This window comes from Pseudomonas sp. S150 (assembly GCF_004526365.1).
GTDB lineage: Bacteria > Pseudomonadota > Gammaproteobacteria > Pseudomonadales > Pseudomonadaceae > Aquipseudomonas > Aquipseudomonas putida_A.
The window spans coordinates 6,158,836-6,183,302 of record NZ_CP038207.1 but is presented as its reverse complement, the minus strand read 5'-3'; the positions used below and the strand labels follow the sequence as shown (position 1 = coordinate 6,183,302).

The following is a 24,467-nucleotide window of genomic DNA, read 5'->3' as shown; positions in this document are numbered from 1 at the left end:
CAAGTCTGCGTAGGCAGAACTCAGCGGCTGGCGAAGTACATGGTGACTTCGAAGCCGATACGCAGGTCGGTGTAAGCCGGTTTTGTCCAGGACATAAGGTGACTCCTCATTGGGTGGGTGGGATAGCGCTGTCCATAGTTATAGTCCATGGCCGCGCCGGGATGTTCCAAATAGTTAGGCTGCTATGTTACTCAAAATTTCAACGGTATTGCCCGTGAATCTTTGAGAAAGCTCCTTGCAGCCTTGGTAATGATCATTTTGTCGCTTGCCACGGCGCGCCGGGTGACGATGCGCTGGCCAGGCAGCGCCAGCCGCCCTTGGCGTTGAGCAACCGCTGCGCTGCCTCCAGCAATGTTGAGCGTTTCAGTTGACCAATGGCTGTGTGCAGTTGCGCCAGATAATCCGACGAGTGGCCGGCGAGCTTGGCCTGCCACAGCAGCTCGGCGGCGTCCTTGTCGGACAGATGATTCTCAGCGAACTGATCTGCGAGTGACTGGCGCTGCTCGTTGAAGCGCTCTTCATCGAGGTTTTCGATCAGCGCAGGAATGCCCTCGAGGAACTGCTGGATATGGCCGAGCAGCTCAACTGGCGCAGTATTCGGCGACTGCACACCGAACAGCAATCCACTCTGGCCATGCATCTGTCGCAAGGCGCTGAACACTGCGTAGCCCAATTGCAATTCGACTCGCAGGCGTTGATAGAACGGTGTCTGACACAGCTGCGCGAGCAAGCGCCAGGCGGCTTCGTCGGCGATCTCGCGACTGGCGCTCGGGCAGAACATTAGCAAAGCATGTTCGCTGGACGCGGTGTCGATGTGGCTCCACAGATGTTGCGTATTGATCGTCGGCGCTGCCGGCAATTGATTGTCCGGTGTGCCGGGGATGCGGCTCAGGGCCAGGCCCATGGCCGATTGCGTCTGTGTGTTGAGGCCAAGGGCCAGTCCGTCCCAGCGCGAAGTTGTCCACAGCTGTTTGACGTCGTGCGACTCGACGGCCGATGACAGACAATATTCAGGCAACGCCTTGAGCAACTGGCGGATCGGTATCAACGGTGTTTCTGCCTCTGCGCTCGCTGAATCGGCGTCAATTTGCGTCAGACATTTCAGCGCGTGCTCCAGGACACTGGGCATCGGCTCCTGCAAGCCCGTCAGTTTCAGCAGCCACTGAGTGCCGGTGGCACTGAACGCCAACTCGACGCCGGCCTGCCGCGCGTCTTCCTGCGTTTCCCGCAGACTGCGTCGCAGCTTGCCTTGCAGATCTGTGCCGGCCGCCGCCTGCGTTTGCCAACGCAAGTAAATCGCGCCGTGGTCGCTATGATCCGGCAACGCCTGGCTGAACTGCATCGGCGAACGCTCACGCCGACCGCGCGAGCGATCCTGAGCGAAAGTCCGCAAGCCACGATGGGCGCTGGTCTGGCCGCGAATCAGGCCGGCGTTGGCCAGAGGCTCGTTGGAGCCTAGAAAAGGATTGGCGGCAGGCAGGTGCCAATGGTCGCTGAAGTTATCCACAACGCCGATGTCGCGCAGGATCTGTTTGAGCGCAACCACGCCGTTTTCCGACAGACCGTTTTCGTGTTGTTCACTGTCGAGCCGCGCCAGTTGCAGGGCGCCGCTGATTTGCTGCTGACGCTCAAGCAGCTTGGTGTATTCCTTGCGCAACGCTGCCCAGTCCTGTTGCGCGGCAAAGAAGCTCAACCAGTCCAGAAACTGTTCACGAATGACGCTGAAGGATTCGGCGGGGGCGGTGAATTGCAGATGTAGCAGCGCTTGCCCGGCGAACTGATACAGCGGCACGGCTTTCAAACCGTCCGCGAGGCGTTGTTGCTGCAAATGGGCGAGCAGCCCGCCGGGCTTGGCGCTGTTCAGCCAATGGCAGAGAAACGCCAGCGCTTCGGCGGACGAGTCGGGCAGCGCTTCGAAAGCGAACAACAGATTGCCGCTTCGCTCGCCGACCTGTTGATAACTTTTTACCGCCAATGGCAGCGGCGCTGCTTGCTCGACCTTATCCCCAACAGGCAGCACGGCGGCGAACTGCTGCGCCAGTACGCGCAATTCCTCGATGCTCTGCGGCCCGACCAGGCTCAGCGTCATTTGTCCGGTGCGATAAAACTGCCGGTGGAAATCTTTCAGCGCCTGTTGAAACGCTGGTAACTCAACTTTCAGGCTGTCGCGATTTCCCGCATGAAACCCGCGCAGCGGATGTGTGGCCGGCAATCCCTCGTACAGCGCCAGTTCCTGCTGAGCCGTGGGATCTTGCGACCACGCGACAAATTCTGCGTCCAGCACTTCGCGTTCGCGCAACTGATCGTGCGGATTCATACGCGGCTGGGCGAGCATGTCTGACAGGCGCTCGAGCCCGGCACTGAAGGCCGAGGTCGGCAGTTCGAAGAAAAAGTCGGTGGTGCGTTCACGGGTACTGGCATTCACTTGGCCACCGTGACTTTGCACGTAGGCCATCAGCGCCTGACTCGCAGGAAAACGCTCAGTGCCGAGAAACAGCAAATGCTCAAGAAAATGCGCCAGCCCCGGCCACTCCAGTGGCACATCATGGCTACCGGCCGCCACCCGCAACGCAGCGGCGCTGCGCTTCAAGCCGGGCACCTGACGCAGGGTCACGCGCAAGCCGTTTGGCAGGGTTTCAGTGTGGGGGCGGGGGTGAGTCGGCGCAGGCATGGGCACTTCCAGAACAGTGAAGTGCCAATGCTAGCGGATTGGGTGGGGTCAGCGCTTGTTCAACGCATGGTAAAGCTCGGGACGACGGTCGTTGAGGTAGCGATTGGCGGCGCGGGAATCGGCTATCAACTGTCGATCCAGCTCACCGACGATCAACGCTTCATCAAGTCCGGCCTGGGCGATACGGCTGCCGTCCGGCGCGGCGATGCTGCTTTGTCCGCAATAGTGGATCTCGCCTTCCTGCCCGCAATAATTGGCGTACGCCACGTAACACTGGTTTTCGAAGGCACGGGAACGCACGGTAACGTCAGCGACGAAATCGAACGGAATCATGTTTGCCGTCGGCACCAGAATCAGCTCGGCACCGGCCAAGGCCAGACGTCGCGCGTTCTCCGGAAACTCCAGGTCGTAGCAGATCAGAAAGCCGAGCTTCCAGCCGTTGAGTTCAACCACCGGAAAATCATCTTCGCCGGGGCTGAACATCGATCGATCGAGATCGCCGAACAGATGGGTCTTGCGGTAATTGCACAGGCGCTCGCCGTGCGCGTCGATCAACTGCACGGCGTTGTAGATCTGCCCGTCGGCCGTGCGCTCGGGGTATCCGTAAGCGATCGCCAGCCCGGCGGCTTTGGCGATTCGACCGATCTGTTGCGCCCATTCACCGTTGTAGACCTCGGCCAGCGTACTGACTGCCTCGGCGCCGATGTTGTAGCCGGTCAGGAACATCTCCGGCAGCACCAGCAGGTCCGCACCCTTGGCCTCCATCGCCAGTTGCTGCAGGCGATGCAAATTGGCGGCGGGTTCCAGGGGCAGCGGTGGACATTGGTAAAGGGCTACACGCATCGGGGATTCCTCTTACTCGGGCAGGGCGATAGGGCCGATGTCTTTGAACACATCACCCGGGCCCGGGTTCTCTTTATGTGTCGAACCGCCGAAGTGTTTCATGATGCCCCACACCGCGTTGAGTGAAGTTTGCACCGCGCCTTCGACCCACGCCGGGGTCCACGACACGTCGTCACCGGCGATGAAAATCCCCCGCTGCTCCGCCGGCATGTCGTCCTGCATGAAGTGCGCGTACATGCGCTGGTTGTAGCGATAGTGGCCGGGCAGGGCGCCTTTGAATGCGCCGAGGAAGTACGGGTCGGCTTCCCACGACACGGTGATCGGATCGCCGATGATCCGCGCGGCGATATCGACTTTCGGGTAGATCTTCTTCAGCGCGTTCAACGCCAGCTCTACGCGTTTTTCCACCGGGTGCGGCAGCATCTTCAGCGCGTCGCTCATCCACGAGTAGGACAGGCAGATCACCCCCGGCTTGTCGTCACCGTTGTCGAACAGATAGGTGCCGCGGGTCAGGCGATCGGTGAGGGTCATGCTCATCAGGTCGCGGCCGGTTTCTGGATCCTTGTCCTTCCAGAATGGCCGGTCGACCATCACGAAGGTCTTCGACGATTGCATGTAGCGCGTGCGGTCCAGCGCCATCCACATCTTCTGCGAGAACAGGGTTTCGTCGCATTCGATCTGGGTGGTCAGCAGCCAGCTCTGACAGGTGGTCAGCACGGCAGCGTATTCGCGGGTGTCGCCGTTGTTGTCGGTGACGGCAAAGCGGCCATCCGGGGCGTGAGCGATTTTCTTCACGCCGGAACGTGGCGCGCCACGGTGCAGGGATTTCAGGCTGGTGCCTTCCGGCCAGTGCACGCAGCGCTCCGGCACATGCCGCCAGATGCCTTGCGGCACTTGTTCCACACCGCCAACCACCAGATGCTGGTGATCGTCGCAGTTGGTCATCACCACGCGGAAGATTTCCAGCATCGAATTGGGGAAGTCCGAGTCCCAGCCGCCGGTACCGAAGCCGACCTGACCGAACACTTCGCGGTGATGGAATGACAGTTTGGCGAAGGCTTTGGAAGTGGCCACGAAGTCGTAGAACGTGCGGTCGTCCCACAGCGGAACGAGTTTATTCCACAGTTCTTTGAGGCGTGGTACGTCGCGCTCACGGATCGCTTGCTGGATATCAGCGAACTGCGAGCCAGCCTCCAGTGCATCCGCCCAGGCGTCAGCCACTTCCTGGAACAGTGCAGGAAGATCCTTCAGGCTTTGTGCGTAATGGGTTTTGCCTTCGAGATCGATCACTGTGCTGCCGGAGGCCGGTGTCAGCGGGTTCGGGAAAGGTTTGGTCTCGAGACCGAGCTTGTCGACGTAGTGATAAAACGCAGTTGAGGACACCGGGAAACGCATGCCACCCAGTTCCGCGACGATGCCGTCGGTGCCGTTGAACGCTTGCGAACGCAGGCGGCCACCCAGTTTCGAGGCCTCGTACACCACCGGTTTCAAGCCGAGCTTCATCAGTTCGTAGGCGGCCACCAGACCCGCGATACCGGCGCCGACAATCGCCACTTCAGCGCCGTGATGGTGTTCAGGAATGCTGCCGAGACCGGCCGGGTGTTCGATCCAGTCGTCGAAGGCGAACGGAAAGTCCGGGCCGAAAATGGTGACGGGTTTCTTACCGTCTGCAGGATGGCGATTGTTCTTGTTCATGGCTGACCTTGCTGGCGACCCGACGCAGGATGCGCGTCTGAGTATAGGAAAAGATGCCAGCCATTCTAGGGAGCGTAGAACACGTTAATAAGACGCAAAGTGTCGTCGTTTTGCCAGTTAATTGATCAATATGACGATTAATGACTGCATTCCGACCAAATGTAGGAGTGAGCCTGCTCGCGATGAGGCCATCAAGCTCACCAGCGCTCAAACCGGCTGCCCCCGATCAATCTTGCTGCTCAAAATGATCGAAGTCGTGGTCTTCTCAACCCCATCCACCCCGCCAATCTGATCCAGCAACTGATCCAGTTGCTCCGGCGAGTCGGTGCGCAACCACGCCACATAATCAAATTCGCCACTCACCGCGCACAACTGCTGCACCTGCGCCATCGCGCTCAACCGGCGCAATACCTCTTTGCCGGAACGCGGCTGCACCTTGATCCCGACATACGCCTGCAACCCGCCATCGACCACGCGCTGCCCCAAACGTACGCCATAACCGGTGATCACCTTGGCCTTTTCCAGACGCGCCAGTCGCGACGTCACTGTGGTGCGCGCAATGCCCAATTGGCGGGCAAGCATGGCCACGCTCTCGCGAGCGTTGATTTGCAGGGCGGCGATTAGCTGCCGGTCGATTTCATCGAGCACGGGCGGGCGGATGTCGGGCAAGGAAGGCTCCATAGGGCGCGGATCTTGGAGCGAGCATGTTACAGGCTCAACCGACGAGACGCTTGTGGGCGGTAATCGAATGATTGGCCAACGGGGCGCGAAGAGTGGACAGAAAAATCCGCGTAATTGCGCGGATTTTTATGCGTTGGATTGACCGTTATCTGGCCATTCTGCGTAAGGCTTGATCGATAAGTTCGATCTGGAAGCGGTATCGGAGATTTACGCGTTTGAGCAATACCGCTCCTATTGAAAGACCGAGTACCAAGGCAATGATCATCAATAAGGCGCTATCACCCCAGTTTCCGCTCACAGGTCCGGCCAACAAGGTCTTACTGATCCAGGGGAAACCGCCGAATTTTTCCGCGCAGACGTAGGCCGTTCCCAGCAGAGCAAGGGCTGCAGCTTTTTCTCCAAAAAACAGGGCGACACGCGCTTCTGCTCGATTGATTCTGAGTTCGAGCCAATACTTTGCATCTAGAAGTGCCACTTCCGAATGAGGTTCAAGTGAATCTACCAACGCATTCTCGTGTCTGACATCGGCAATCATGCTTTTCAAGGTGATGGTCTCCCATCGGAAAAGCGCGTAGACCAGTGCCGCCATGGGTGTAAGCAGTGACAGCAAAGTAGATATTGTCGAGAAGAACACAAGATAGAGAGCCAGATATTTGGCCTCTTCCGGCAACGGAGTCTGCGACGTATGCCAGTAGGCCATGCAGGCCGCGACGGCCATCCCGGCACCGCCGAGAATGAGACACCAATTGGCAAATTTCTCCGCATTCACTTCGAGTCTGCTACGCCGTGCAGATGCCTTCAGGGGTCTGCATGTACTCAAGTGTTCAAGAACTTTGATGGTATCGTCGATGTGTATTTCTGGAAGTTCCTTTTCCATTACGCTCATTGCATGCTCCGTTGCGATTTGATTTTACGTATGACCCGCAGGCACCACTCACATCCAGGTGGATGGGGTCGACTGAGTGGCTGACGAGACACAAAAACAAAAAAGGCCTATGCCATCAAGCATAAGCCTTTGTATGTTTGGTGGGCCCACACGGACTTGAACCGTGGACCAAAGGATTATGAGTCCTCTGCTCTAACCAACTGAGCTATAGGCCCTCAGTAGGCCGCGGATTATAGCGACGGTTTGGCGGCTGTGCTATCCGAATAATCCGATACGGTTACACGAAGAAACGTTGCGGCGAATTCTTCCGGGGGCAGCGGCAGGCTGACGATGTAGCCCTGGATCTGTTCGCAACCTTCGGCGGCGAGGAATTGTTGCTGGGCCTGGGTTTCGACGCCTTCGGCGATCACGGTGAATTGCATGCTCCGGCCCAGAGCGATGATCGCGCGGACAATCGCCGCGTCGTGCGGGTCATCGGGCAGTCCGCGAACAAAGGACTGGTCGATTTTGAGGATGTCCAGCGGCAGGCGTTTGAGGTAACTGAGCGAAGAATAACCGGTGCCGAAGTCGTCGATCGCCAGTTGTACGCCCAAGTGTTTGAGCTGGTGCAGCACCGCCAGTGCTTCTTCGGCCTGGCTCATGATGAAGTTTTCGGTAATTTCCAGTTGCAGTAAATCCGGCTGCAGACGGTTGTCCCTGAGCAGTTGTTCGATGCGCCCGAGCAGATTCGGCTGGCGCAGTTGCGCGCCGGCCAGGTTGACCGACAGCGGGCCAAGGCTGTCGTAGATCTGATTCCACTCGAACATCTGCCGACAGGCGGTTTCGAGCACCCAATCACCTATCTGCAGGATCATGCCGTTCTCTTCGGCCAGTGGAATGAAGTGCTCCGGCGGCACTTCCCCGAAGGTCGGGTGACGCCAGCGAATCAGTGCTTCGGCGCCGACCAGGCGATGGTCGTCGAGGCTGATTTTCGGTTGGTAGTAGAGGAACAACTCTTCGCGCTCGATGGCCCGGCGCAGTTCGTGCTCCAGTGCCACGCGCTCGCTGGCCTGGGCAGTGAGGTCGCGGGTGTAGCTTTCGACGCGGTTGCGGCCCTTGGCCTTGGAGCGGTACATCGCCGCGTCGGCGTTTTTCACCAAGGTGGCGACATCGCAGCCATCCCGTGGATAGAGGCTGGTGCCGATGCTGGCGCTGATGAAGAACTCGTGCTCACCGGCCTGAAACGGTGCGCCAAAGCAGTTGAGCAGTTTGAATGCGATGTTGTCGGCATCGCTGGCTTGTTGCAGACCCGGCAGCAGAATGATGAATTCATCACCGCCCAGTCGTGCGACGGTGTCGATATCACGCAGTTGTTCTTTCAAACGCACGGCAATGCCTTTGAGCAGCAGATCGCCAACCGGGTGGCCGAGGCTGTCGTTGATGTGTTTGAAGCGGTCGAGATCGAGGAACAGCACCGCGCCCTGACCACCGTTTTCCTGCTGACTGTTCAGCGCGGTGAGCAGGCGACTTTCAAACAGGGTGCGATTCGGCAGGCCGGTGAGCGGGTCATGGTGCGCCTGATAATCGAGCTTGGCCTGTGCGTGTTTGAGGCTGGAGATATCGGCGAACACCGCAACAAAGTGGGTGATGAACTTGTCGCGGTTGCGTACGGCGCTGATGGTCAGCCAGCTCGGATACAACTCGCCGTTCTTGCGCCGGTTGGAAATCTCGCCCTGCCAGTGTCCCTCAGCAGTCAACTGGTGCCACATTGCCGCGTAAAACGCGCTGTCATGCAGTCCCGAGGCGAGCAGGCGCGGGGTGTGGCCGAGGGCTTCGCTTTCGCTGTAGCCGGTGATTTCGGTGAACGCACGGTTCACCGCGCTGATGTGCTGCTGGGTGTCGGTGATCAACACGCCTTCGCCGGTGCTCTCGAATACGGTGGCCGCCTGCTGCAGTTTTTCCTGCATCAAATGGCGCTCGGTGATGTCCCGGGCAATGGTCAACATGCAATCTTCTTCGCCGATCGGCAGAGGACGGCTGGACACTTCGCACAGACGGATCTGCCCGTCGCTGCGGCGGATATGGCAGGTGAAATCGCGTACGAAGCCGTCGCGGTGCAGCAGGTCGAGCATCTGCTTGCGTTCGTTGAGATTGACCCAGATCCCCAGATCCAGCGCCGAGCGATCCACCGACATCGCGCTGTTGAACCCGGTGATGCGACTGAAACCCTCGTTGACCTCCAACAGCAAGCCATCGCTCTGACGCGACAGCAGCAAGCCGTCCGGCGAGGCGTGAAAGGCCTTGGCGAACTTCTCTTCGGAGGTTTGCAGTTGCTGCTGGGTTTCCTTGAGCTGGGTGATGTCGCGCACGACCACCACCAGCGCCGGAGTGGTGTCGAGGTCGAAGGGCTCGGCGGAGATCAGACCGGTGAACACCTGGCCATTGTTGCGGCGAAAGGGCATCTCCAGGTTGCGGATACTGCCAGCCTGCAAGCGCTGTAACAGCCCGGGCCCGACCCCGGGGATGCCCCAGATGTTGAGTTCGGTGGCGGTCTGGCCGACGACGTCCTTGGCCTTGAGGCCGATCTGTTCTTCAAAGGCTTCGTTGACCTCCAGCAGACAGCCGTCGGACAACCGCGCGATCACGAGGATATCCGGGCATTGCTGGAACACCGACGCGAACTTCTGCTCCGAAAGCCGCAGCGCCTCCTCAGTGCGCTTGGTTTCGCTGATGTCGATCATCAGCCCGCGCATCACAGGCTCATGGCCATGTTCAATCAGACTGACAATGTCACGCACCCACAGGCAGCGCCCGTCAGCGGTGATCACCCGATAGTCGAGGGTGTGATCGCGTCCGTCGCGTACCGCCTCATCGCAAATGGCCTGGGCGCGGGTCAGGTCGGCGGGGTGAATGATGTTGCGCCAGAAGCCCGGAATCAGCCAGTGCGCCTGTGGATAACCGAGCAGATCTTCGGCATGGGGCGACACATAGCTGTAGGTGAAGTCGCTCATGCGCGCTTCCCAGGCGATGGCCGAAAGGCTCTCGACCAATCCGCGGTAATGATATTCGCTGCTGCGCAATTCCTGTTCTAGGTCGACGCGGCGGGCGATTTCCGAACTCAAGCGGCGATTGATGCGAATGACCACCGCCAGAATGCTGACCAGCAGCAACAGGCCCGGAAGGCCATAGATCAGCAGGTCTGACCAGAATGTCCGATGGTCCAGAACATTGCCGACCCAGTGCTCCTGAATGCTGCTGATTTCCTCGGGACTCATGTCCGCCAGGACTTTGTCGAGAATGCCCACCAGCATTTTGTTATCGCGGGGTACGCCCATGGCCAACTGATAGCGATACGGGGTTTCGCCGCTCACGTATAAACCGTCGAGCTTGAGCTGGCGCAGGCTCCAGACGCTGGAGGCAAGGTCGCCGACCACGGCGTCTACCTCATCGGTAGCCAGAGCCTGCAAGGCCGAGCTGACATTGGGCATGGCCACCAGATTCAGGTCGGGATGGTGGGTGCGCAGGAGTTCGTGGGGGGCGTAGTTCTCCACCACGGCGATCTTCAGACCGTACAGGTCCTCGATTTTGCGCGGCTGAGCGCCGCCGATGTGGGCGAGGATCACGATCGGGAAATCGAGGTAGGGGCGGGTAAACGACAGATAGCTCTGGCGCTCCGGCGTGGACATGATCCCTGGCAGCAGGTCGATCTTGCCGGTTTTCACCTGCGCCAGCACTTCGGTCCAGCTTGATGGCTCGACCGGATTGAGTTTGATCGACAGGCGCTGGCGGATCACGTCGATATAGTCGGCGGCCAGGCCTTGATAGCGATTCTGTTCATCGCGGAACTCGAACGGCGGCCACGATGCATCTACACCCAGGCGCAAGTCCGGGTGAGCCGCCAGCCAGCTACGTTCTTCATCGGTCAGAGTCAGCGCGTCAGCCGTTGCGGTCCAGATCATCAGTGACAGCAAGAAAAGCACGGGCGCCAGTCTGGGCATAACCGTCTCGTTATGGCACGGGATTCATTGTTTCGAGTGTAGACGGGGTATGCCGGGGAGGGGCGGTGCGAGGGATTTAATCTGCCGCATAAACAAAACCCCCGGCCTGGGCCGGGGGGTCTGGTATCACTCGTCGAGGAAGGAGCGCAGATGCTCGCTTCGCGTCGGGTGGCGCAGCTTGCGCAGCGCCTTGGCTTCGATCTGACGGATCCGCTCACGCGTTACGTCAAACTGTTTGCCCACTTCTTCGAGTGTGTGGTCGGTGTTCATGTCGATACCGAAGCGCATGCGCAGGACCTTGGCTTCACGGGCAGTGAGGCCGGACAGCACTTCGCGGGTCGCTTCTTTCAGGCTTTCAACGGTTGCAACATCGATTGGCGACTGCATGGTCGAGTCTTCGATGAAGTCACCCAGATGAGAGTCTTCGTCATCACCGATCGGGGTTTCCATGGAGATCGGCTCTTTAGCGATCTTCAATACCTTGCGGATCTTGTCCTCAGGCATTTCCATGCGTTCGCCCAGCTCTTCCGGGGTCGGTTCGCGACCCATTTCCTGCAGCATCTGGCGGGAAATGCGGTTGAGCTTGTTGATCGTCTCGATCATGTGCACCGGAATACGGATGGTGCGGGCCTGGTCGGCGATCGAGCGAGTGATCGCCTGACGGATCCACCAGGTGGCATAAGTCGAGAACTTGTAACCACGACGGTATTCGAACTTGTCCACCGCTTTCATCAGACCGATGTTGCCTTCCTGGATCAGATCGAGGAATTGCAGGCCGCGGTTGGTGTACTTCTTGGCGATCGAGATCACCAGACGCAAGTTGGCTTCAACCATCTCTTTCTTCGCGCGGCGGGCCTTGGCCTCACCGATCGACATGCGACGGTTGATGTCCTTGATTTCGGCGATGGTCAGACCGGTCTCGGTTTCCAGCGCGATCAGTTTCTGCTGGCAACGGATGATGTCCGGCTGTACGCGACCAATGGCTTCGGCGTATTTGCTCTTGCCTTTGGCCAGGGCGTCGGACCAGCTTTCGTCGACTTCATTGCCCGGGAACTGACGCAGGAAATCTGCGCGTGGCATACGTGCATCACGTACACACAGTTGCATGATCGCGCGCTCTTGCTGACGCAGACGATCCAGGGCGCTGCGAACACGCTCGACCAGGGCTTCGAATTGCTTCGGCACCAGTTTGATCGGCATGAACAGCTCAGCCAGGGCCAGCAACTCGGCAATCGCTGCCTTGTTGTGACGACCGTGCTTTTTCAGGGCCTTGCGGGTGATTTCCATCTGATCGGACACAGCGCCAAAACGCTGGGCCGCGATGACCGGATCCGGACCGCTTTCGGCTTCTTCTTCGTCATCCGAAGATTCGGCGTCATCGTCGTCGGTATCGTCGTCAGCCTTGGCGGCTTTCGCGTCGATCGGCGGCGGCACTTCGGCGGCCGGCGGCGCAATGCCGTCGTCCGGGTCGATGTAACCGCTCAGAACGTCGGACAGGCGACCACCCTCGGTGGTGACGCGAGTGTACTCGGAGAGAATGTGGTCAACCGTGCCAGGGAAGTGCGCGATCGCGCTCATCACTTCACGGATGCCTTCTTCGATACGTTTGGCGATTTCGATTTCGCCTTCACGAGTCAGAAGCTCGACCGTACCCATTTCACGCATGTACATGCGCACCGGGTCAGTGGTGCGACCGATATCGGTCTCCACCGCTGCCAACGCAGCGGCTGCTTCTTCCGCAGCGGCCTCGTCGGTATCGGCGTCGGCCAACATAAGGGCGTCCGCATCCGGAGCACTCTCGTGTACGGGGATCCCCATGTCGTTAATCATGCGGATGATGTCTTCCACCTGCTCCGGATCTGAAATATCCTCGGGCAGGTGGTCGTTGACCTCGGCGTAAGTCAGATACTTCTGCTCACGACCCAGTTTGATCAACTCAATAATACGAGACTGCTGTTGCGCTTTTCCGGACATAACACCCTATCCACTGAAGGTCTTGGCGGGCAAAAAACAAGCCGAGGATTATACCTGAGCTATGACCTCACGCGCCAGTTGAGGTCGGGTTTGATGCGGAAACATTGCGACTTAAAAGGTCGCGCAGTTGATTTTTCTCTTCGGCGCTCAGTTCGCTTTGACGCGCTTTCCTGAGCAACTGTTCCAGATTTCGCTCGCGTTGGCGGGCTGACAAGCTAGTAATGGTGTCGAAAAACTGTTGTTCAAGGTTTTCTCCGTCAATCAGCCACTCCTTTTCCGCCAGCGCTTTCAACAAGCGACCCTGTTCAGTGCCGTGCCATCGCGCGATCAACTGAAATGAGTTTAGCTTGGGATTCTTCTGTACGGCTTCGAGCAGCGCCACAAGCAACTGTGCGTTGGTCTGATTTTCGTCCGCAATGTGCCCGGCGTCCTCGACGCGCTCGGCCAGTTGCGGGTGATGCAGCAATGTTCGCAGCGCGGTCAGGGTCGGTGATTCGACGCCAATCGGCGTGCGCGGGCGTTGTTGATCGCGATCGCCGCCACGCTTGCCGTTCTTGTCCCAGGGTTTCTTGTCCCATTTCTTGCCGCCGGCGCCGGGTTTCTTCGGCGTCCACTCCTGCTGCGGCACATACATGTCTTGTGCCTGCGGCTGATGGTAGTCGCTGTAATCCGGCATTGCGTCGTAATCGATGCCCGGATCGTAGGCGGGCGGCGCTTCCTGCGGCGCGCTTTGCGCCAGCTGGCTGACGGTTTCGCTGCTCAGACCGGTAATTTCGCTCAAGCGCTGGCGCATCAGGATGCGCAGGTTGGCGCCCGGCACTTTGTCGATCAGCGGCGCGGCGAGGGTGGCCATATGGGCCTTGCCTTCGAGCGAGCGCGGATCGGCTTCCTCGGTCAGTTGCTGGAAGAAATAATCGGCCAGCGGCTGCGCATGTTGGTTGATGCGGGCCTTGAAGGCATCAGTGCCTTCGGCGCGAACCAGGGTGTCCGGGTCTTCGCCTTCGGGCAAAAACAGAAAGCGCGCGCGGCGCCCGTCCTGCAGGCACGGCAATGTTGCTTCCAGTGCGCGCCACGCGGCGTTGCGGCCGGCCTGGTCACCGTCGAAGCAGAACAAAACGTTCGGCACTACCCGAAACAGACGCTTGAGGTGTTCTTCGCTGGTTGCAGTGCCCAGGGTCGCGACGGCATTGCGCAAACCTTGCTGGGCGAGGGCGATGACGTCCATGTAACCCTCGACGACGATGATTTCGTCGAGGTTGCGGTTGTTCTTGCGTGCTTCATAGAGGCCGTAGAGCTCCTGGCCTTTATGAAAGACCGGGGTTTCCGGCGAGTTCAGGTATTTCGGCTTGTCGTCGCCGAGTACCCGGCCACCGAAAGCGATGATGCGGCCGCGGGTATCGCGGATCGGGAACATCACGCGATCGCGGAAGCGGTCATAGCGTTTGCCGGTTTCGGCGTTCTCGATCAGCAGTCCGGCGTCGATCATGGCCTTCTGCTGCAAAGTGTCGCTGCTCAAATGCTTGAACAAGTTGTCCCAGCCCGGCGGCGCGAAGCCGAGACCGAAGTCCCGGGCGATCTCGCCGGTCAGTCCGCGGCCCTTGAGATAATCCACCGCAGCCTTGCGCGCCGGATGACTCTTGAGCGCCTGGCGGTAGAAATCGGCGGCGGCGGTGAGCAGCGGGTACAGCGGCGAATCGGTTGGCTGCCGCGGTTTGTGCGGGCGGCCACTTTCTTCGCGGGGGATTTCCATGCCGGCGGCTTTGGCCAGGTCCTCAACCGCCTGGGGGAAATCCAGGTTGTCGTGGTCCATGAGAAAGCCGAGGGCGTTGCCACCGGCGCCGCAACCGAAGCAGTAATAGAACTGCTTGTCCGGGCTGACGCTGAACGATGGGGTTTTCTCTTTATGGAACGGGCAGCAGGCGGTGTAGTTCTTGCCGGCCTTTTTCAGTTGCACGCGCGAGCCGACCACGTCGACGATGTCGGTGCGGTTCAGGAGGTCGTCAATAAAGCTCTGGGGAATCAGCCCGGCCATGGCGTTCTCGTCTGCGCTGTAATGAGTCCGATGCGAAGGGCGGCCGGACGCAGGTCTTGAGTGAGGCGCACAAAATGGGCGGCTCGACCGGGTTCGGTTGCGTGATCGCTGTCGGGAAGTGTATCTGCCGAAAAACCACTGACGTTAGTACTCATCAGTTTTCGACTATTTGAAAGTGTTGCGCTGAATCCGCTGACGGCCGATAAATGGCCCCGGATAGCTCAATAAAACGGGCACGCATGCAGGTGCCTTGGGCTGATCGTCGTAAGAGGAATCAGTGGGTGTGCTCGTCAGTAGCCTTGAAAGGCTCGTCAGAAAAGACGTGCACCGCTGGCAAAAGAGCCAGGTCTGACGCGTGAAGCAGATTTGTCTCGGTCGCGTGTGCGGCTTCGACGGTGAAGCATCAAGCGTTTTACGCAAATGCCATTAGCCCGGCTGAGGGCCGGGCTTAGGCAAGAAGCTTGCTACGATCGTCTGTGTATTAGTACAGACGAACGGCGCGGCGCTGTTCGCGCTGAACTTTCTTGGCGTGACGCTTAACAGCGGCTGCTGCTTTGCGCTTACGCTCAGAAGTTGGCTTCTCGTAAAATTCGCGGCTACGAACTTCAGCCAGTACACCGGCTTTTTCGCAGGAGCGCTTGAAACGACGCAGAGCTACGTCGAAGGGTTCGTTCTCTTTAACTTTGACGGCTGGCATCCAGAGCTACCTTCATTCATTACCGGGGTCAACATCCTCGCGGCAAAAGAGCACTTGAAGACGTCGGTTTTTAAGGGTTGCGGATGTTAACCCCTCATCGCTCGGAATGCAAAGCCTCTGATCGAAAACCGCTAGTCGGGGCATCGCATGGCGACTATTATGCGCGCCTTCGAATTCAGCCTAAACAAGGCGCAAACCCATGCTAGTACTGGGATTAGAAACCTCCTGCGACGAAACCGGCGTCGCATTATACGACAGTGAACGCGGCCTGCTGGCCGACGCGCTGTTCAGCCAGATCGACCTGCACCGCGTCTATGGCGGCGTGGTGCCGGAGCTGGCCTCGCGTGACCATGTCAAACGCATGCTGCCCTTGATTCGTCAGGTGTTGGCCGAGGCTGACTGCGTGCCGACCGAGATTGATGCGATCGCCTACACCGCGGGCCCGGGCCTGGTCGGGGCGTTGCTGGTGGGTGCCTCGTGCGCTCAGGCGCTGGCGTTTGCCTGGGGCATTCCCGCACTCGGTGTGCACCATATGGAAGGCCACTTGCTGGCGCCTATGCTGGAGCCAAAACCGCCGGAATTCCCGTTCGTCGCTTTGTTGGTTTCCGGGGGGCATACGCAGCTGGTTCAAGTCGATGGCATTGGCCAATACAGCCTGCTCGGCGAGACCCTCGACGATGCCGCCGGCGAAGCGTTCGACAAAACCGCGAAAATGATGGGCCTCAATTATCCGGGCGGGCCGGAAATCGCCAAGCTGGCCGAGAAGGGCGTCGTAGGACGTTTCACCTTCCCGCGTCCGATGTGTGATCGCCCGGGCCTGGATTTCAGCTTCAGCGGCTTGAAGACCTTTGCCCTCAACACCTGGCAGCAATGCGTCAACGCCGGGGACGACAGCGAGCAAGCCCGTTGCGACATCGCGCTGGCGTTCCAGCAGGCCGTGGTGGAGACTTTGACCATCAAGTGCAAGCGCGCCCTGAAACACGCGGGCATGAAGCGTCTGGTGATCGCTGGCGGCGTCAGCGCCAACAAGGCCTTGCGCGCTTCGCTGGAAAAGATGCTCGGCGACATGCAGGGCGATGTGTTCTACGCCCGCCCGGAGTTCTGCACCGACAATGGCGCGATGATCGCGTTTGCCGGTTGTCAGCGTTTGCAGGCCGGTCAGCAGGAAAGTCTGGCGATCAGCGTGCAGGCGCGCTGGCCGATGGAGCAGTTGTCGGCACTGTGATTGGCGGTGCGATTGGCGGTGTGGCTGAGCGGTATTTAAAAATGCCGTTCGCGCCCGGCAAACAGGTCGCGTAGATTGCCGCGGTGGCGCCAGACGATCAGCAATGTCAACGCGCTCATCGGCAGCAGCGCTTCCGGTTCTTGCCACGCGAGTAAGGGCAAGGTCAGGGGCGTGGCGATCAACGCCGCCAGCGAGCTGGTACGGGTCAGGTAGAACGTCAGCAGCCAGGCGCACACCGCCAGCAGCGCGGCGGGTGGATACAGGCCCAACAGCATGCCGGCGGCCGTGGCGACGCCTTTGCCGCCGCGAAAACGGAAATACAGCGGGAACAGGTGACCGATCACGGCGCACACGCCGATCCAGGCCTGATCCTGCAACGAAAGGCCAGCGGCCGCTGCGATCAGCACCGGTACCAGGCCTTTGCACAGATCACCGAGCAGGGTCAGGATCGCCAGTTTGCGACCGACCAGGCGCAGCATGTTGGTGGCGCCGGCATTACCCGAGCCACTCATTCGCGGATCCGGGTTTCCGGTCAGGCGGCTGAGCAAAATGGCGAAGGACAGAGAGCCGAGCAGGTAGGCGAGAGTCGCCAGTAACCAAAACATGCTAACTATTCCGGGCGAGGACGCCCTGATTCTAACGGCGCATTGCGCCCTTGTCGTGCAGCGGAGAAAAGTGCTTGGACAGAGTGTTTATCGAGGGCCTGGAAGTCGACACCGTGATCGGTGCTTACGACTGGGAGCGCGGCATTCGACAGTGCCTGCGTCTTGATCTGAGCTTCGCCTGGGACAATCGCCCGGCCGCCGCCGGTGACGACCTGACCCTGGCGCTCGATTACGCCAGCGTTTCCACGCGCATCCAGGCGTTTGCCGAGCAATCCCAATATCAACTGGTCGAGACCTTTGCCGAGCGCTTGGTCGAAGTGCTGATGGCCGAATTCAAGATCACCTGGGTTCGTCTGAAACTGACCAAGCCGGGCGCCGTGCCGGCCGCCAAGGGTGGCGTGGGTGTGGAGATCGAGCGCGGATGTCGCTGACTCAGGTGTACCTCGGGCTCGGTAGCAATATCGAGCGCGAAACCCATTTGCGCGCCGGGCTCGACGCTTTGGCGACGTTTCTGGTGGATATCCGCTGTTCGGCGGTGTTCGAGAGTCAGCCGGTGGGGATCAAGAGCGGGCCTTTCTTCAACTTCGTGGTCTCGGCGTTTACCGATCTGCCCTTGATGGAGCTGGATCGGCGCCTGAAATTCATCGAAGCCGATAACGGTCGCTATGCGCCGGATCGCAAGGGGCTGCCGCTGGATATCGACGTGCTGTTATACGGCGATCTGACCGGTAACTTCGACGGCTTGATTCTGCCGCGTGCCGAAATCCTGAAAAACGCCTTTGTGCTGTGGCCGCTGTCGCTGATTGCGCCGGATCGGGTGCATCCAGGTGTGGGGAAAAGTTTCGCGACGTTGTGGGCCGAGGCGCAGATTGATCAGGTGTTGGCGCCGGTGGGGTTTGAATGGCGAGACGAGCAGCTCACGCCTTCGGATTTGCGTTGATCTGACGGACGCCTTCGCGAGCAAGCCCGCTCCCACAGGGGGAATGCACTCCAAATGTGGGAGCGGGCTTGCTCGCGAAGCTTTTCAGGCTGACGCCTCGTCTTTGTAGGCTTTTAGCGCCTTCAGTCGTTCTCGCTTCAGCGCTTCGCCCAGTTCCGGGCCTTTGAATCCCTTCTCCAGCAACGGCTGCACCGCGACTTCCCGCGCAGCCTGGGCAGCGCCGCGTAAATAATCGCCCTGTGGATAACTTCTCTGCTCCAGCCCTTTACGGCCTCGGGCGTCCATTTCGCATGCGCCGATAAACTCTTCAAACCGCTGCGGTCGTCGATACACATCAAAGCTCTGCAACAGCTCCAGCAATGTTGAGGCCTTCAATTCCAGCGCCCGGTGACAGTGGGTGTGGTACTTGCCGACAAGCAAGGCCAACTCCTGACAATCCTTCGGTGCCTTGAAGCGTTCGTTCACCGCTTTGATCAGCTTCAACCCAGTGTGTTCATGGGCGATATGTCGTGGCCACTCTTCTTCCGGCGTCAGGCCTTTGCCGAGGTCATGCAGCAGGCAAGCCCAGCGTACCGTCAGCGGTTGTTTGTGCAGCGCTGATTGCTCCAGAACGCTGAGAGTGTGCAGGCCGGTGTCGATTTCCGGGTGATGCACTTCCGGTTGTGGCACGCCAAACAGCGCGTCGACTTCCGGCATCAGTTCTTTCAGTGCGCCGCAATCGCGCAGCACCTGGATGAATACCTGCGGCTGATCTTCCATCAGTGCGCGGGAGATTTCTTTCCAGCTGCGTTCGGCGGTCAGCGCCTGCAGTTCGCCGGACTCGCTGAGCTGGCGCATCAGTTCCAGTGTTTCTGGTGCGACAGTGAAGCCAAGACTGGCATAACGGGCAGCAAAGCGCGCAACGCGCAGCACGCGGAGCGGATCTTCGGCGAATGCGGGGGAAACGTGGCGCAGGATCCGCGCTTCGAGGTCGCGTTGCCCATGATATGGATCGGTGAGATTTTGCTGGTCGTCCTCGGCCATTGCATTGATGGTCAGGTCGCGGCGGATCAGGTCTTCTTCCAGAGTGACTTCGGGGCTTGCGTGAAAAGTGAACCCGCCATAACCGCGACCGCTTTTGCGTTCGGTGCGGGCAAGGGCGTATTCCTCGCCGGTTTTCGGGTGAAGGAATACCGGAAAATCCGCACCCACGGGGCGAAAGCCCTGGGCGAGCATTTCCTCAGTGGTCGCGCCCACCACCACCCGATCAACGTCGGTGACCGGTATACCCAGCAAGCGATCGCGTACCGCACCGCCAACCTTGAAAATCTGCATAAAAAACCTCCGTTAGCCCGACAGGATAACCCTTGTGTCGGACTTTCGGAGGTCAGAACCGCATCTAGAGATGAATCACGGCCAGGTCGAGTCGACCGTAATCACCCTCGCTGTGTTCACTTCGCGGCGGTACGTGGTGAGTTTTCATGATCTGGTCGCCCTGCAGGGTTTCCAGGTGAATGTCGAAGCCCCACAACCGGTGCAGATGTTTCAGTACCTCGTCGGTGGAGTCGCCCAAGGGTTTGCGGTCATGTTGCTGGTGACGCAGGGTCAGCGAGCGGTCGCCGCGGCGGTCGATGCTGTAGATCTGCACGTTCGGTTCGCGGTTACCGAGGTTGTACTGCGCGGCCAGGGTTTCGCGGATGATCCGGTAACCGGTTTCGTCGTGGATCGCCGGGACCAGCAAATCGTCCTTCTGGTCGTCATCGAGGATGCTGAAGAGCTTCAGGTCGCGGATCACTTTCGGTGACAGGTACTGGAGGATGAAGCTCTCATCCTTGAAACTGCTCATGGCGAATTTGATGCTCGACAGCCAGTCGGAACCGGCGATGTCCGGAAACCAGCGCCGGTCTTCCTCGGTGGGGTTTTCGCACATGCGGCGGATGTCGCGATACATCGCAAAACCCAATGCGTAGGGGTTGATCCCGTTGTAGTAAGGGCTGTCGAAGCCTGGCTGGAACACCACGCTGGTGTGCGAGGTGAGGAATTCCATCATGAACCCGTCAGTCACCAGGCCCTCGTCGTACAGGTCGTTCATCAGGGTGTAGTGCCAGAAGGTGGCCCAGCCCTCGTTCATCACCTGAGTCTGACGCTGTGGATAAAAATACTGGGCGATCTTGCGCACGATCCGCACGATCTCCCGTTGCCACGGCTCCAGCAACGGCGCGTGCTTCTCGATGAAATACAGGATGTTTTCCTGCGGCTCGGCCGGGAACCGGGCGTTGTCCTTGTCGCTGTACTTGTCCGCGCCTTTGGGGATGGTGCGCCACAGATCGTTGATCTGCTTCTGCAAGTGCTCTTCGCGATCCTTCTGCCGCCGGCGTTCTTCCTCGGCGGAAATCGGGTAGGGACGCTTGTAGCGATCGACCCCGTAATTCATCAGCGCATGGCAGGAGTCGAGCAGGTCCTCCACCGCATCGATACCGTGGCGCTCCTCGCATTGCATGATGTACTGCTTGGCGAACACCAGGTAATCGATGATCGAACTGGCATCGGTCCAGGTGCGGAACAGGTAATTGCCCTTGAAGAAACTGTTATGGCCATAGCACGCGTGTGCCACCACCAGCGCCTGCATGCAGATGGTGTTTTCTTCCATCAGATAGGCAATGCACGGATCCGAGTTGATCACGATCTCGTAGGCCAGCCCCATCTGGCCGCGGCTGTAGGATTTCTCGGTGCTGAGGAAGTGTTTGCCGTAGGACCAGTGGTGATAGCCCAGTGGCATGCCGACCGAGGCATAGGCGTCCATCATCTGTTCGGCGGTGATCACTTCGATCTGGTTGGGATAGGTGTCCAGGGCATAGCCGGCCGCAATCCGGGCGATTTCGCGGTCGTAGGCCTGGATCAGCTCGAACGTCCATTCGGAGCCGGTGGAAATGGGTTGGCGTTTCTGCTCTTTGGCGGTCATGTCACTAACCTGCGCTGGAAGAGTTCACGGAAGACCGGATAGATATCCCCGGCCGAGACCAGTTGCTGCTGGGCAAACGTGTCGGAAAAGGCTTCGGCGATGCGTTCGTATTCGTACCAGAGGGCCTGGTGTTCGCGCGGGGTGATCTCCACATAAGTGTAGTACTGCACAAACGGCATGATCTGATTGATCAGGATGTCGCGGCAGATCGGCGAGTCATCGTTCCAGTTGTCGCCGTCGGAAGCCTGCGCGGCGTAGATGTTCCATTCGTTGCTCGGGTAGCGCTCGGCCATGATCTCCTGCATCAGCTTCAGGGCGCTGGAGACGATGGTGCCGCCGGTTTCCCGCGAGTAGAAGAACTCTTCCTCGTCCACTTCCCGGGCGCTGGTGTGATGGCGGATGAACACTACGTCGATCTTGTCGTAGTTCCGCTTGAGGAACAGGTACAGCAGGATGAAAAAGCGTTTGGCGATGTCCTTGGTCGCCTGGGTCATCGAGCCGGACACGTCCATCAGGCAGAACATCACCGCTTTCGAGCTGGGGTTGGGTTGCTTGATCAGCAGGTTGTATTTCAAGTCGAAAGTATCGAGGAACGGCACGCGGTGAATGCGCGCGCTGAGTTTCTCGATTTCCGCTTCGAGTTCCTGAATATCGCCGAAGTTGTCCGGCTCTTCGCGCTTTAATCGCGCCAGTTCCTCTTTGGCCTCGCGCAGTTTGGCACGGCTGCTGCCGGACAGCGCAATGCGCCGGGCGTGGGCCGAGCGCAGGGTGCGGATGATATTGATCCGCGACGGGTTGCCTTCGTTACTGATCCCCGCGCGCACGGTCTTGAAGGTGTCGGTACCACTGAGGTTGCGCTTGACCAGATTCGGCAGTTCAAGGTCCTCGAACATGAACTCGAGGAATTCTTCCTGGGTGATCTGGAAAACGAATTCGTCCATGCCCTCGCCGGAATTGCCAGCCTTGCCGGGACCGCGTCCACCGCCGCCCCCCGGAGGCCTGGCGATGTGTTCGCCGGCAGTGAATTCCTTGTTGCCGGGATGAACCACGGTCTGCTTGCCGCCGCGACCGTGGTGAAGCACCGGTTCGTCGATATCGCGACCGGGAATGCTGATCTGTTCGCCGTGTTCCATGTCAGTGATGGAACGGCGGCTGACTGCCTCTTCGACAGCCTTCTTGATGTGATCACGGTAACGCCGCAGGAAGCGCTGGCGGTTCACCGTGCTCTTGTTCTTGCCATTGAGACGTCGGTCGATCACATAGCTCATACGTGGCCCTCCGGGCAGCTTCAAGTTGTGAGCTGCGAGCCGCAAGTAGAAGCACAGCGTTCACATGCTTTTTTCTTGCAGCTCGTAGCTTGAAGCTTGTAGCTGTTTTACTGCGATTTCCGGACCCGTAGGTACCATTCGGACAGAAGTCTTACCTGTTTGTCGGTGTAGCCGCGTTCGACCATTCGAGTAACGAAGTCGTTGTGTTTCTGTTGATCCTCTTTGCTCGCCTTGGCATTGAAGCTGATGACTGGCAGCAGGTCTTCGGTGTTCGAGAACATTTTCTTCTCGATGACCACCCGCAGTTTCTCGTAGCTGAGCCAGGTCGGGTTCTTGCCGTTGTTGTTGGCTCGGGCGCGCAACACGAAGTTGACGATTTCGTTGCGGAAATCCTTCGGATTGCTGATGCCCGCCGGTTTCTCGATTTTCTCCAGTTCTTCGTTCAGGGCGACACGGTTGAGAATCTCGCCGGTTTCCGGATCGCGGTATTCCTGATCCTGGATCCAGAAGTCCGCATACAGCACATAGCGGTCGAAGATGTTCTGCCCGTACTCGCTGTAAGACTCCAGATAAGCGGTCTGGATCTCCTTGCCGATGAATTCGATATAACGCGGCGCCAGGTATTCCTTGAGGTAGCGCAGGTAGCGTTCGCGGGTCTCGGCCTGGAACTGTTCCTGCTCGATCTGTTGTTCCAGTACATACAACAGGTGCACCGGGTTGGCGGCGATTTCATGCGGATCGAAGTTGAACACCTTGGACAGAATCTTGAACGCGAAGCGGGTCGAGAGACCGTTCATGCCTTCGTCGACGCCCGCCGAATCGCGGTATTCCTGGATCGACTTGGCCTTCGGATCGGTATCCTTGAGATTTTCCCCGTCGTAGACGCGCATCTTCGAGTAGATGTTGGAGTTTTCCGGTTCCTTGAGGCGCGACAGCACGGTGAACTGCGCCAGCATCTTCAGGGTGTCGGGGGCGCAGTGTGCTTTGGCCAGCGAACTGTTGAACAGCAATTTGTCGTAAATCTTCACCTCGTCACTGACCCGCAGGCAGTACGGCACTTTGACGATGTAGATCCGGTCGATGAACGCTTCGTTGTTCTTGTTGTTGCGGAAGGTGTGCCACTCCGATTCGTTGGAGTGCGCGAGCAGGATCCCGGTGAACGGAATCGCCCCCAGCCCTTCGGTACTGTTGTAGTTGCCTTCCTGCGTGGCGGTCAGCAATGGGTGCAGCACCTTGATCGGTGCCTTGAACATTTCGACGAATTCCATCAGGCCCTGGTTGGCCCGGCACAGCGCACCGGAGTAGCTGTAGGCGTCGGCGTCGTTCTGTGGGTATTCCTCGAGTTTGCGGATGTCGACCTTACCGACCAGCGCCGAGATGTCCTGGTTGTTCTCGTCACCCGGTTCGGTCTTGGCCACGGCGATCTGGTTGAGGATCGACGGATACAGTTTGACCACACGGAACTGGCTGATGTCGCCACCGAATTCGGCCAGGCGTTTGGTCGCCCACGGCGACATGATGGTGTTCAGGTAGCGCCGCGGGATGCCGAAGTCTTCCTCGAGGATCGCGCCATCTTCGGTGGCGTTGAACAGACCCAGCGGGGATTCGAATACCGGCGAGCCCTTGATCGCGTAGAAGGGCACTTTTTCCATCAGCTGTTTCAGCTTCTCGGCCAGGGACGATTTACCGCCACCGACGGGGCCGAGCAGGTAGAGGATCTGTTTCTTCTCTTCCAGGCCTTGGGCGGCATGGCGGAAATACGAGACGATCTGGTCGATGCATTCTTCCATCCCGTGGAAGTCTTCAAAGGCCGGATAGCGACGAATCACCTTGTTGGAGAAGATCCGCGACAGCCGCGAGTTGGTCGACGTGTCGAGCAGCTCGGGTTCGCCGATGGCCATCAATAGACGCTCGGCGGCGGAAACGTAAGCGCTGCGGTCCTTTTTGCACAGCTCCAGGTACTCCTGCAGCGAGAGTTCTTCCTGGCGTGTGGACTCGAAGCGTTGTTGGAAGTGGCTAAAGATACTCATGA

At 59.1% G+C, this 24,467-nt stretch carries 18 protein-coding genes and 1 tRNA gene; 3 read left to right on the top strand and 16 right to left on the bottom strand.

The genetic code is table 11. The features are described from left to right. Positions 1-20 precede the first annotated feature (20 nt). The 11 genes from pqqA to rpsU all read right to left on the bottom strand — a co-directional run bounded on the left by pqqA (position 21) and on the right by rpsU (position 15,456). On the bottom strand, positions 21-95 hold the full coding sequence (gene pqqA, locus E3Z29_RS28805; RefSeq protein WP_003422658.1) for a pyrroloquinoline quinone precursor peptide PqqA: 75 nt from the start codon (positions 93-95) through the stop codon (positions 21-23). Positions 96-253: 158 nt separating this feature from the next. Continuing rightward, positions 254-2,671, bottom strand: coding sequence for a pyrroloquinoline quinone biosynthesis protein PqqF (pqqF, locus tag E3Z29_RS28800; RefSeq protein WP_134787477.1), 2,418 nt, complete (start codon positions 2,669-2,671; stop codon positions 254-256). 48 nt (positions 2,672-2,719) lie between these two features. Continuing rightward, on the bottom strand, positions 2,720-3,514 hold the full coding sequence (locus tag E3Z29_RS28795; RefSeq protein ID WP_134787476.1) for a carbon-nitrogen hydrolase family protein: 795 nt from the start codon (positions 3,512-3,514) through the stop codon (positions 2,720-2,722). Positions 3,515-3,526: 12 nt separating this feature from the next. After that, positions 3,527-5,209, bottom strand: a complete 1,683-nt coding sequence (locus tag E3Z29_RS28790) for an NAD(P)/FAD-dependent oxidoreductase (protein ID WP_098965925.1) — start codon at positions 5,207-5,209, stop codon at positions 3,527-3,529. A gap of 207 nt (positions 5,210-5,416) precedes the next feature. Then, on the bottom strand, positions 5,417-5,878 hold the full coding sequence (locus E3Z29_RS28785; protein ID WP_025108603.1) for an Lrp/AsnC family transcriptional regulator: 462 nt from the start codon (positions 5,876-5,878) through the stop codon (positions 5,417-5,419). Between the two features lie 157 nt (positions 5,879-6,035). Continuing rightward, complete coding sequence (locus E3Z29_RS28780) at positions 6,036-6,776, bottom strand: hypothetical protein (protein ID WP_134787475.1); 741 nt, start codon at positions 6,774-6,776, stop codon at positions 6,036-6,038. A gap of 138 nt (positions 6,777-6,914) precedes the next feature. Then, positions 6,915-6,991 (bottom strand) — tRNA-Ile (locus E3Z29_RS28775). Positions 6,992-7,006: 15 nt separating this feature from the next. Further along, complete coding sequence (locus E3Z29_RS28770; RefSeq protein WP_134787474.1) at positions 7,007-10,753, bottom strand: bifunctional diguanylate cyclase/phosphodiesterase; 3,747 nt, start codon at positions 10,751-10,753, stop codon at positions 7,007-7,009. A gap of 126 nt (positions 10,754-10,879) precedes the next feature. Continuing rightward, the gene (gene rpoD / locus E3Z29_RS28765) at positions 10,880-12,727 is read right to left on the bottom strand and encodes an RNA polymerase sigma factor RpoD (RefSeq protein WP_027610709.1); all 1,848 of its coding nucleotides are present in this window, start codon (positions 12,725-12,727) and stop codon (positions 10,880-10,882) included. A 67-nt stretch (positions 12,728-12,794) separates the two neighbouring features. Beyond that, positions 12,795-14,759, bottom strand: a complete 1,965-nt coding sequence (dnaG, locus tag E3Z29_RS28760; RefSeq protein ID WP_134787473.1) for a DNA primase — start codon at positions 14,757-14,759, stop codon at positions 12,795-12,797. A 481-nt stretch (positions 14,760-15,240) separates the two neighbouring features. After that, complete coding sequence (gene rpsU / locus E3Z29_RS28755) at positions 15,241-15,456, bottom strand: 30S ribosomal protein S21 (protein WP_002551877.1); 216 nt, start codon at positions 15,454-15,456, stop codon at positions 15,241-15,243. A gap of 199 nt (positions 15,457-15,655) precedes the next feature. Between rpsU and tsaD the strand changes: the two genes are divergently transcribed. Further along, positions 15,656-16,681, top strand: coding sequence for a tRNA (adenosine(37)-N6)-threonylcarbamoyltransferase complex transferase subunit TsaD (gene tsaD / locus E3Z29_RS28750; RefSeq protein WP_027610710.1), 1,026 nt, complete (start codon positions 15,656-15,658; stop codon positions 16,679-16,681). Between the two features lie 35 nt (positions 16,682-16,716). Here the strand turns inward: tsaD and plsY are convergent, their stop codons facing one another. Beyond that, complete coding sequence (gene plsY / locus E3Z29_RS28745; protein WP_027610711.1) at positions 16,717-17,286, bottom strand: glycerol-3-phosphate 1-O-acyltransferase PlsY; 570 nt, start codon at positions 17,284-17,286, stop codon at positions 16,717-16,719. Between the two features lie 74 nt (positions 17,287-17,360). Here plsY and folB point away from each other — a divergent pair, with 74 nt between their 5' ends. Continuing rightward, positions 17,361-17,717 carry a dihydroneopterin aldolase gene (gene folB / locus E3Z29_RS28740; RefSeq protein WP_003228857.1) on the top strand — a complete coding sequence of 119 codons (357 nt, stop codon included), beginning with the start codon at positions 17,361-17,363 and terminating at the stop codon, positions 17,715-17,717. Then, positions 17,708-18,226 carry a 2-amino-4-hydroxy-6-hydroxymethyldihydropteridine diphosphokinase gene (gene folK, locus E3Z29_RS28735; RefSeq protein ID WP_134787472.1) on the top strand — a complete coding sequence of 173 codons (519 nt, stop codon included), beginning with the start codon at positions 17,708-17,710 and terminating at the stop codon, positions 18,224-18,226. The genes folB and folK overlap by 10 nt, the downstream gene beginning before the upstream one ends. Before the next feature lie 84 nt (positions 18,227-18,310). Here folK and E3Z29_RS28730 read toward each other — a convergent pair whose 3' ends face one another. From E3Z29_RS28730 to E3Z29_RS28715, 4 genes are all read right to left on the bottom strand, one after another. Next, positions 18,311-19,540: a multifunctional CCA addition/repair protein gene (locus E3Z29_RS28730; RefSeq protein ID WP_134787471.1), complete on the bottom strand. Its 1,230-nt coding sequence runs from the start codon at positions 19,538-19,540 to the stop codon at positions 18,311-18,313. A 64-nt stretch (positions 19,541-19,604) separates the two neighbouring features. Then, the gene (locus E3Z29_RS28725; RefSeq protein WP_027610714.1) at positions 19,605-21,167 is read right to left on the bottom strand and encodes a SpoVR family protein; all 1,563 of its coding nucleotides are present in this window, start codon (positions 21,165-21,167) and stop codon (positions 19,605-19,607) included. Continuing rightward, entirely contained in the window at positions 21,164-22,435 is a 1,272-nt protein-coding gene (locus tag E3Z29_RS28720) for a YeaH/YhbH family protein (protein WP_003228849.1), read from the bottom strand. The genes E3Z29_RS28725 and E3Z29_RS28720 overlap by 4 nt, the downstream gene beginning before the upstream one ends. Positions 22,436-22,542: 107 nt before the next feature. Beyond that, positions 22,543-24,465 (bottom strand): PrkA family serine protein kinase, encoded by a 1,923-nt coding sequence (locus E3Z29_RS28715; RefSeq protein ID WP_003228848.1) that lies wholly within the window; start codon positions 24,463-24,465, stop codon positions 22,543-22,545. Between the last annotated feature and the right edge of the window lie 2 nt (positions 24,466-24,467).

What these genes read in the sequence shown, in the direction of transcription:
- E3Z29_RS28770 (WP_134787474.1), bottom strand. Translation starts at nt 10,753, where the DNA reads ATGCCCAGACTGGCGCCCGTGCTTTTCTTGCTGTCACTGATGATCTGG.
- folK (WP_134787472.1), top strand. Translation starts at nt 17,708, where the DNA reads ATGTCGCTGACTCAGGTGTACCTCGGGCTCGGTAGCAATATCGAGCGC.
- plsY (WP_027610711.1), bottom strand. Translation starts at nt 17,286, where the DNA reads ATGTTTTGGTTACTGGCGACTCTCGCCTACCTGCTCGGCTCTCTGTCC.
- pqqF (WP_134787477.1), bottom strand. Translation starts at nt 2,671, where the DNA reads ATGCCTGCGCCGACTCACCCCCGCCCCCACACTGAAACCCTGCCAAAC.
- E3Z29_RS28730 (WP_134787471.1), bottom strand. Translation starts at nt 19,540, where the DNA reads ATGCAGATTTTCAAGGTTGGCGGTGCGGTACGCGATCGCTTGCTGGGT.
- E3Z29_RS28715 (WP_003228848.1), bottom strand. Translation starts at nt 24,465, where the DNA reads ATGAGTATCTTTAGCCACTTCCAACAACGCTTCGAGTCCACACGCCAG.
- tsaD (WP_027610710.1), top strand. Translation starts at nt 15,656, where the DNA reads ATGCTAGTACTGGGATTAGAAACCTCCTGCGACGAAACCGGCGTCGCA.
- dnaG (WP_134787473.1), bottom strand. Translation starts at nt 14,759, where the DNA reads ATGGCCGGGCTGATTCCCCAGAGCTTTATTGACGACCTCCTGAACCGC.
- rpoD (WP_027610709.1), bottom strand. Translation starts at nt 12,727, where the DNA reads ATGTCCGGAAAAGCGCAACAGCAGTCTCGTATTATTGAGTTGATCAAA.
- E3Z29_RS28720 (WP_003228849.1), bottom strand. Translation starts at nt 22,435, where the DNA reads ATGAGCTATGTGATCGACCGACGTCTCAATGGCAAGAACAAGAGCACG.
- E3Z29_RS28780 (WP_134787475.1), bottom strand. Translation starts at nt 6,776, where the DNA reads ATGAGCGTAATGGAAAAGGAACTTCCAGAAATACACATCGACGATACC.
- rpsU (WP_002551877.1), bottom strand. Translation starts at nt 15,456, where the DNA reads ATGCCAGCCGTCAAAGTTAAAGAGAACGAACCCTTCGACGTAGCTCTG.
- E3Z29_RS28795 (WP_134787476.1), bottom strand. Translation starts at nt 3,514, where the DNA reads ATGCGTGTAGCCCTTTACCAATGTCCACCGCTGCCCCTGGAACCCGCC.
- E3Z29_RS28790 (WP_098965925.1), bottom strand. Translation starts at nt 5,209, where the DNA reads ATGAACAAGAACAATCGCCATCCTGCAGACGGTAAGAAACCCGTCACC.
- E3Z29_RS28725 (WP_027610714.1), bottom strand. Translation starts at nt 21,167, where the DNA reads ATGACCGCCAAAGAGCAGAAACGCCAACCCATTTCCACCGGCTCCGAA.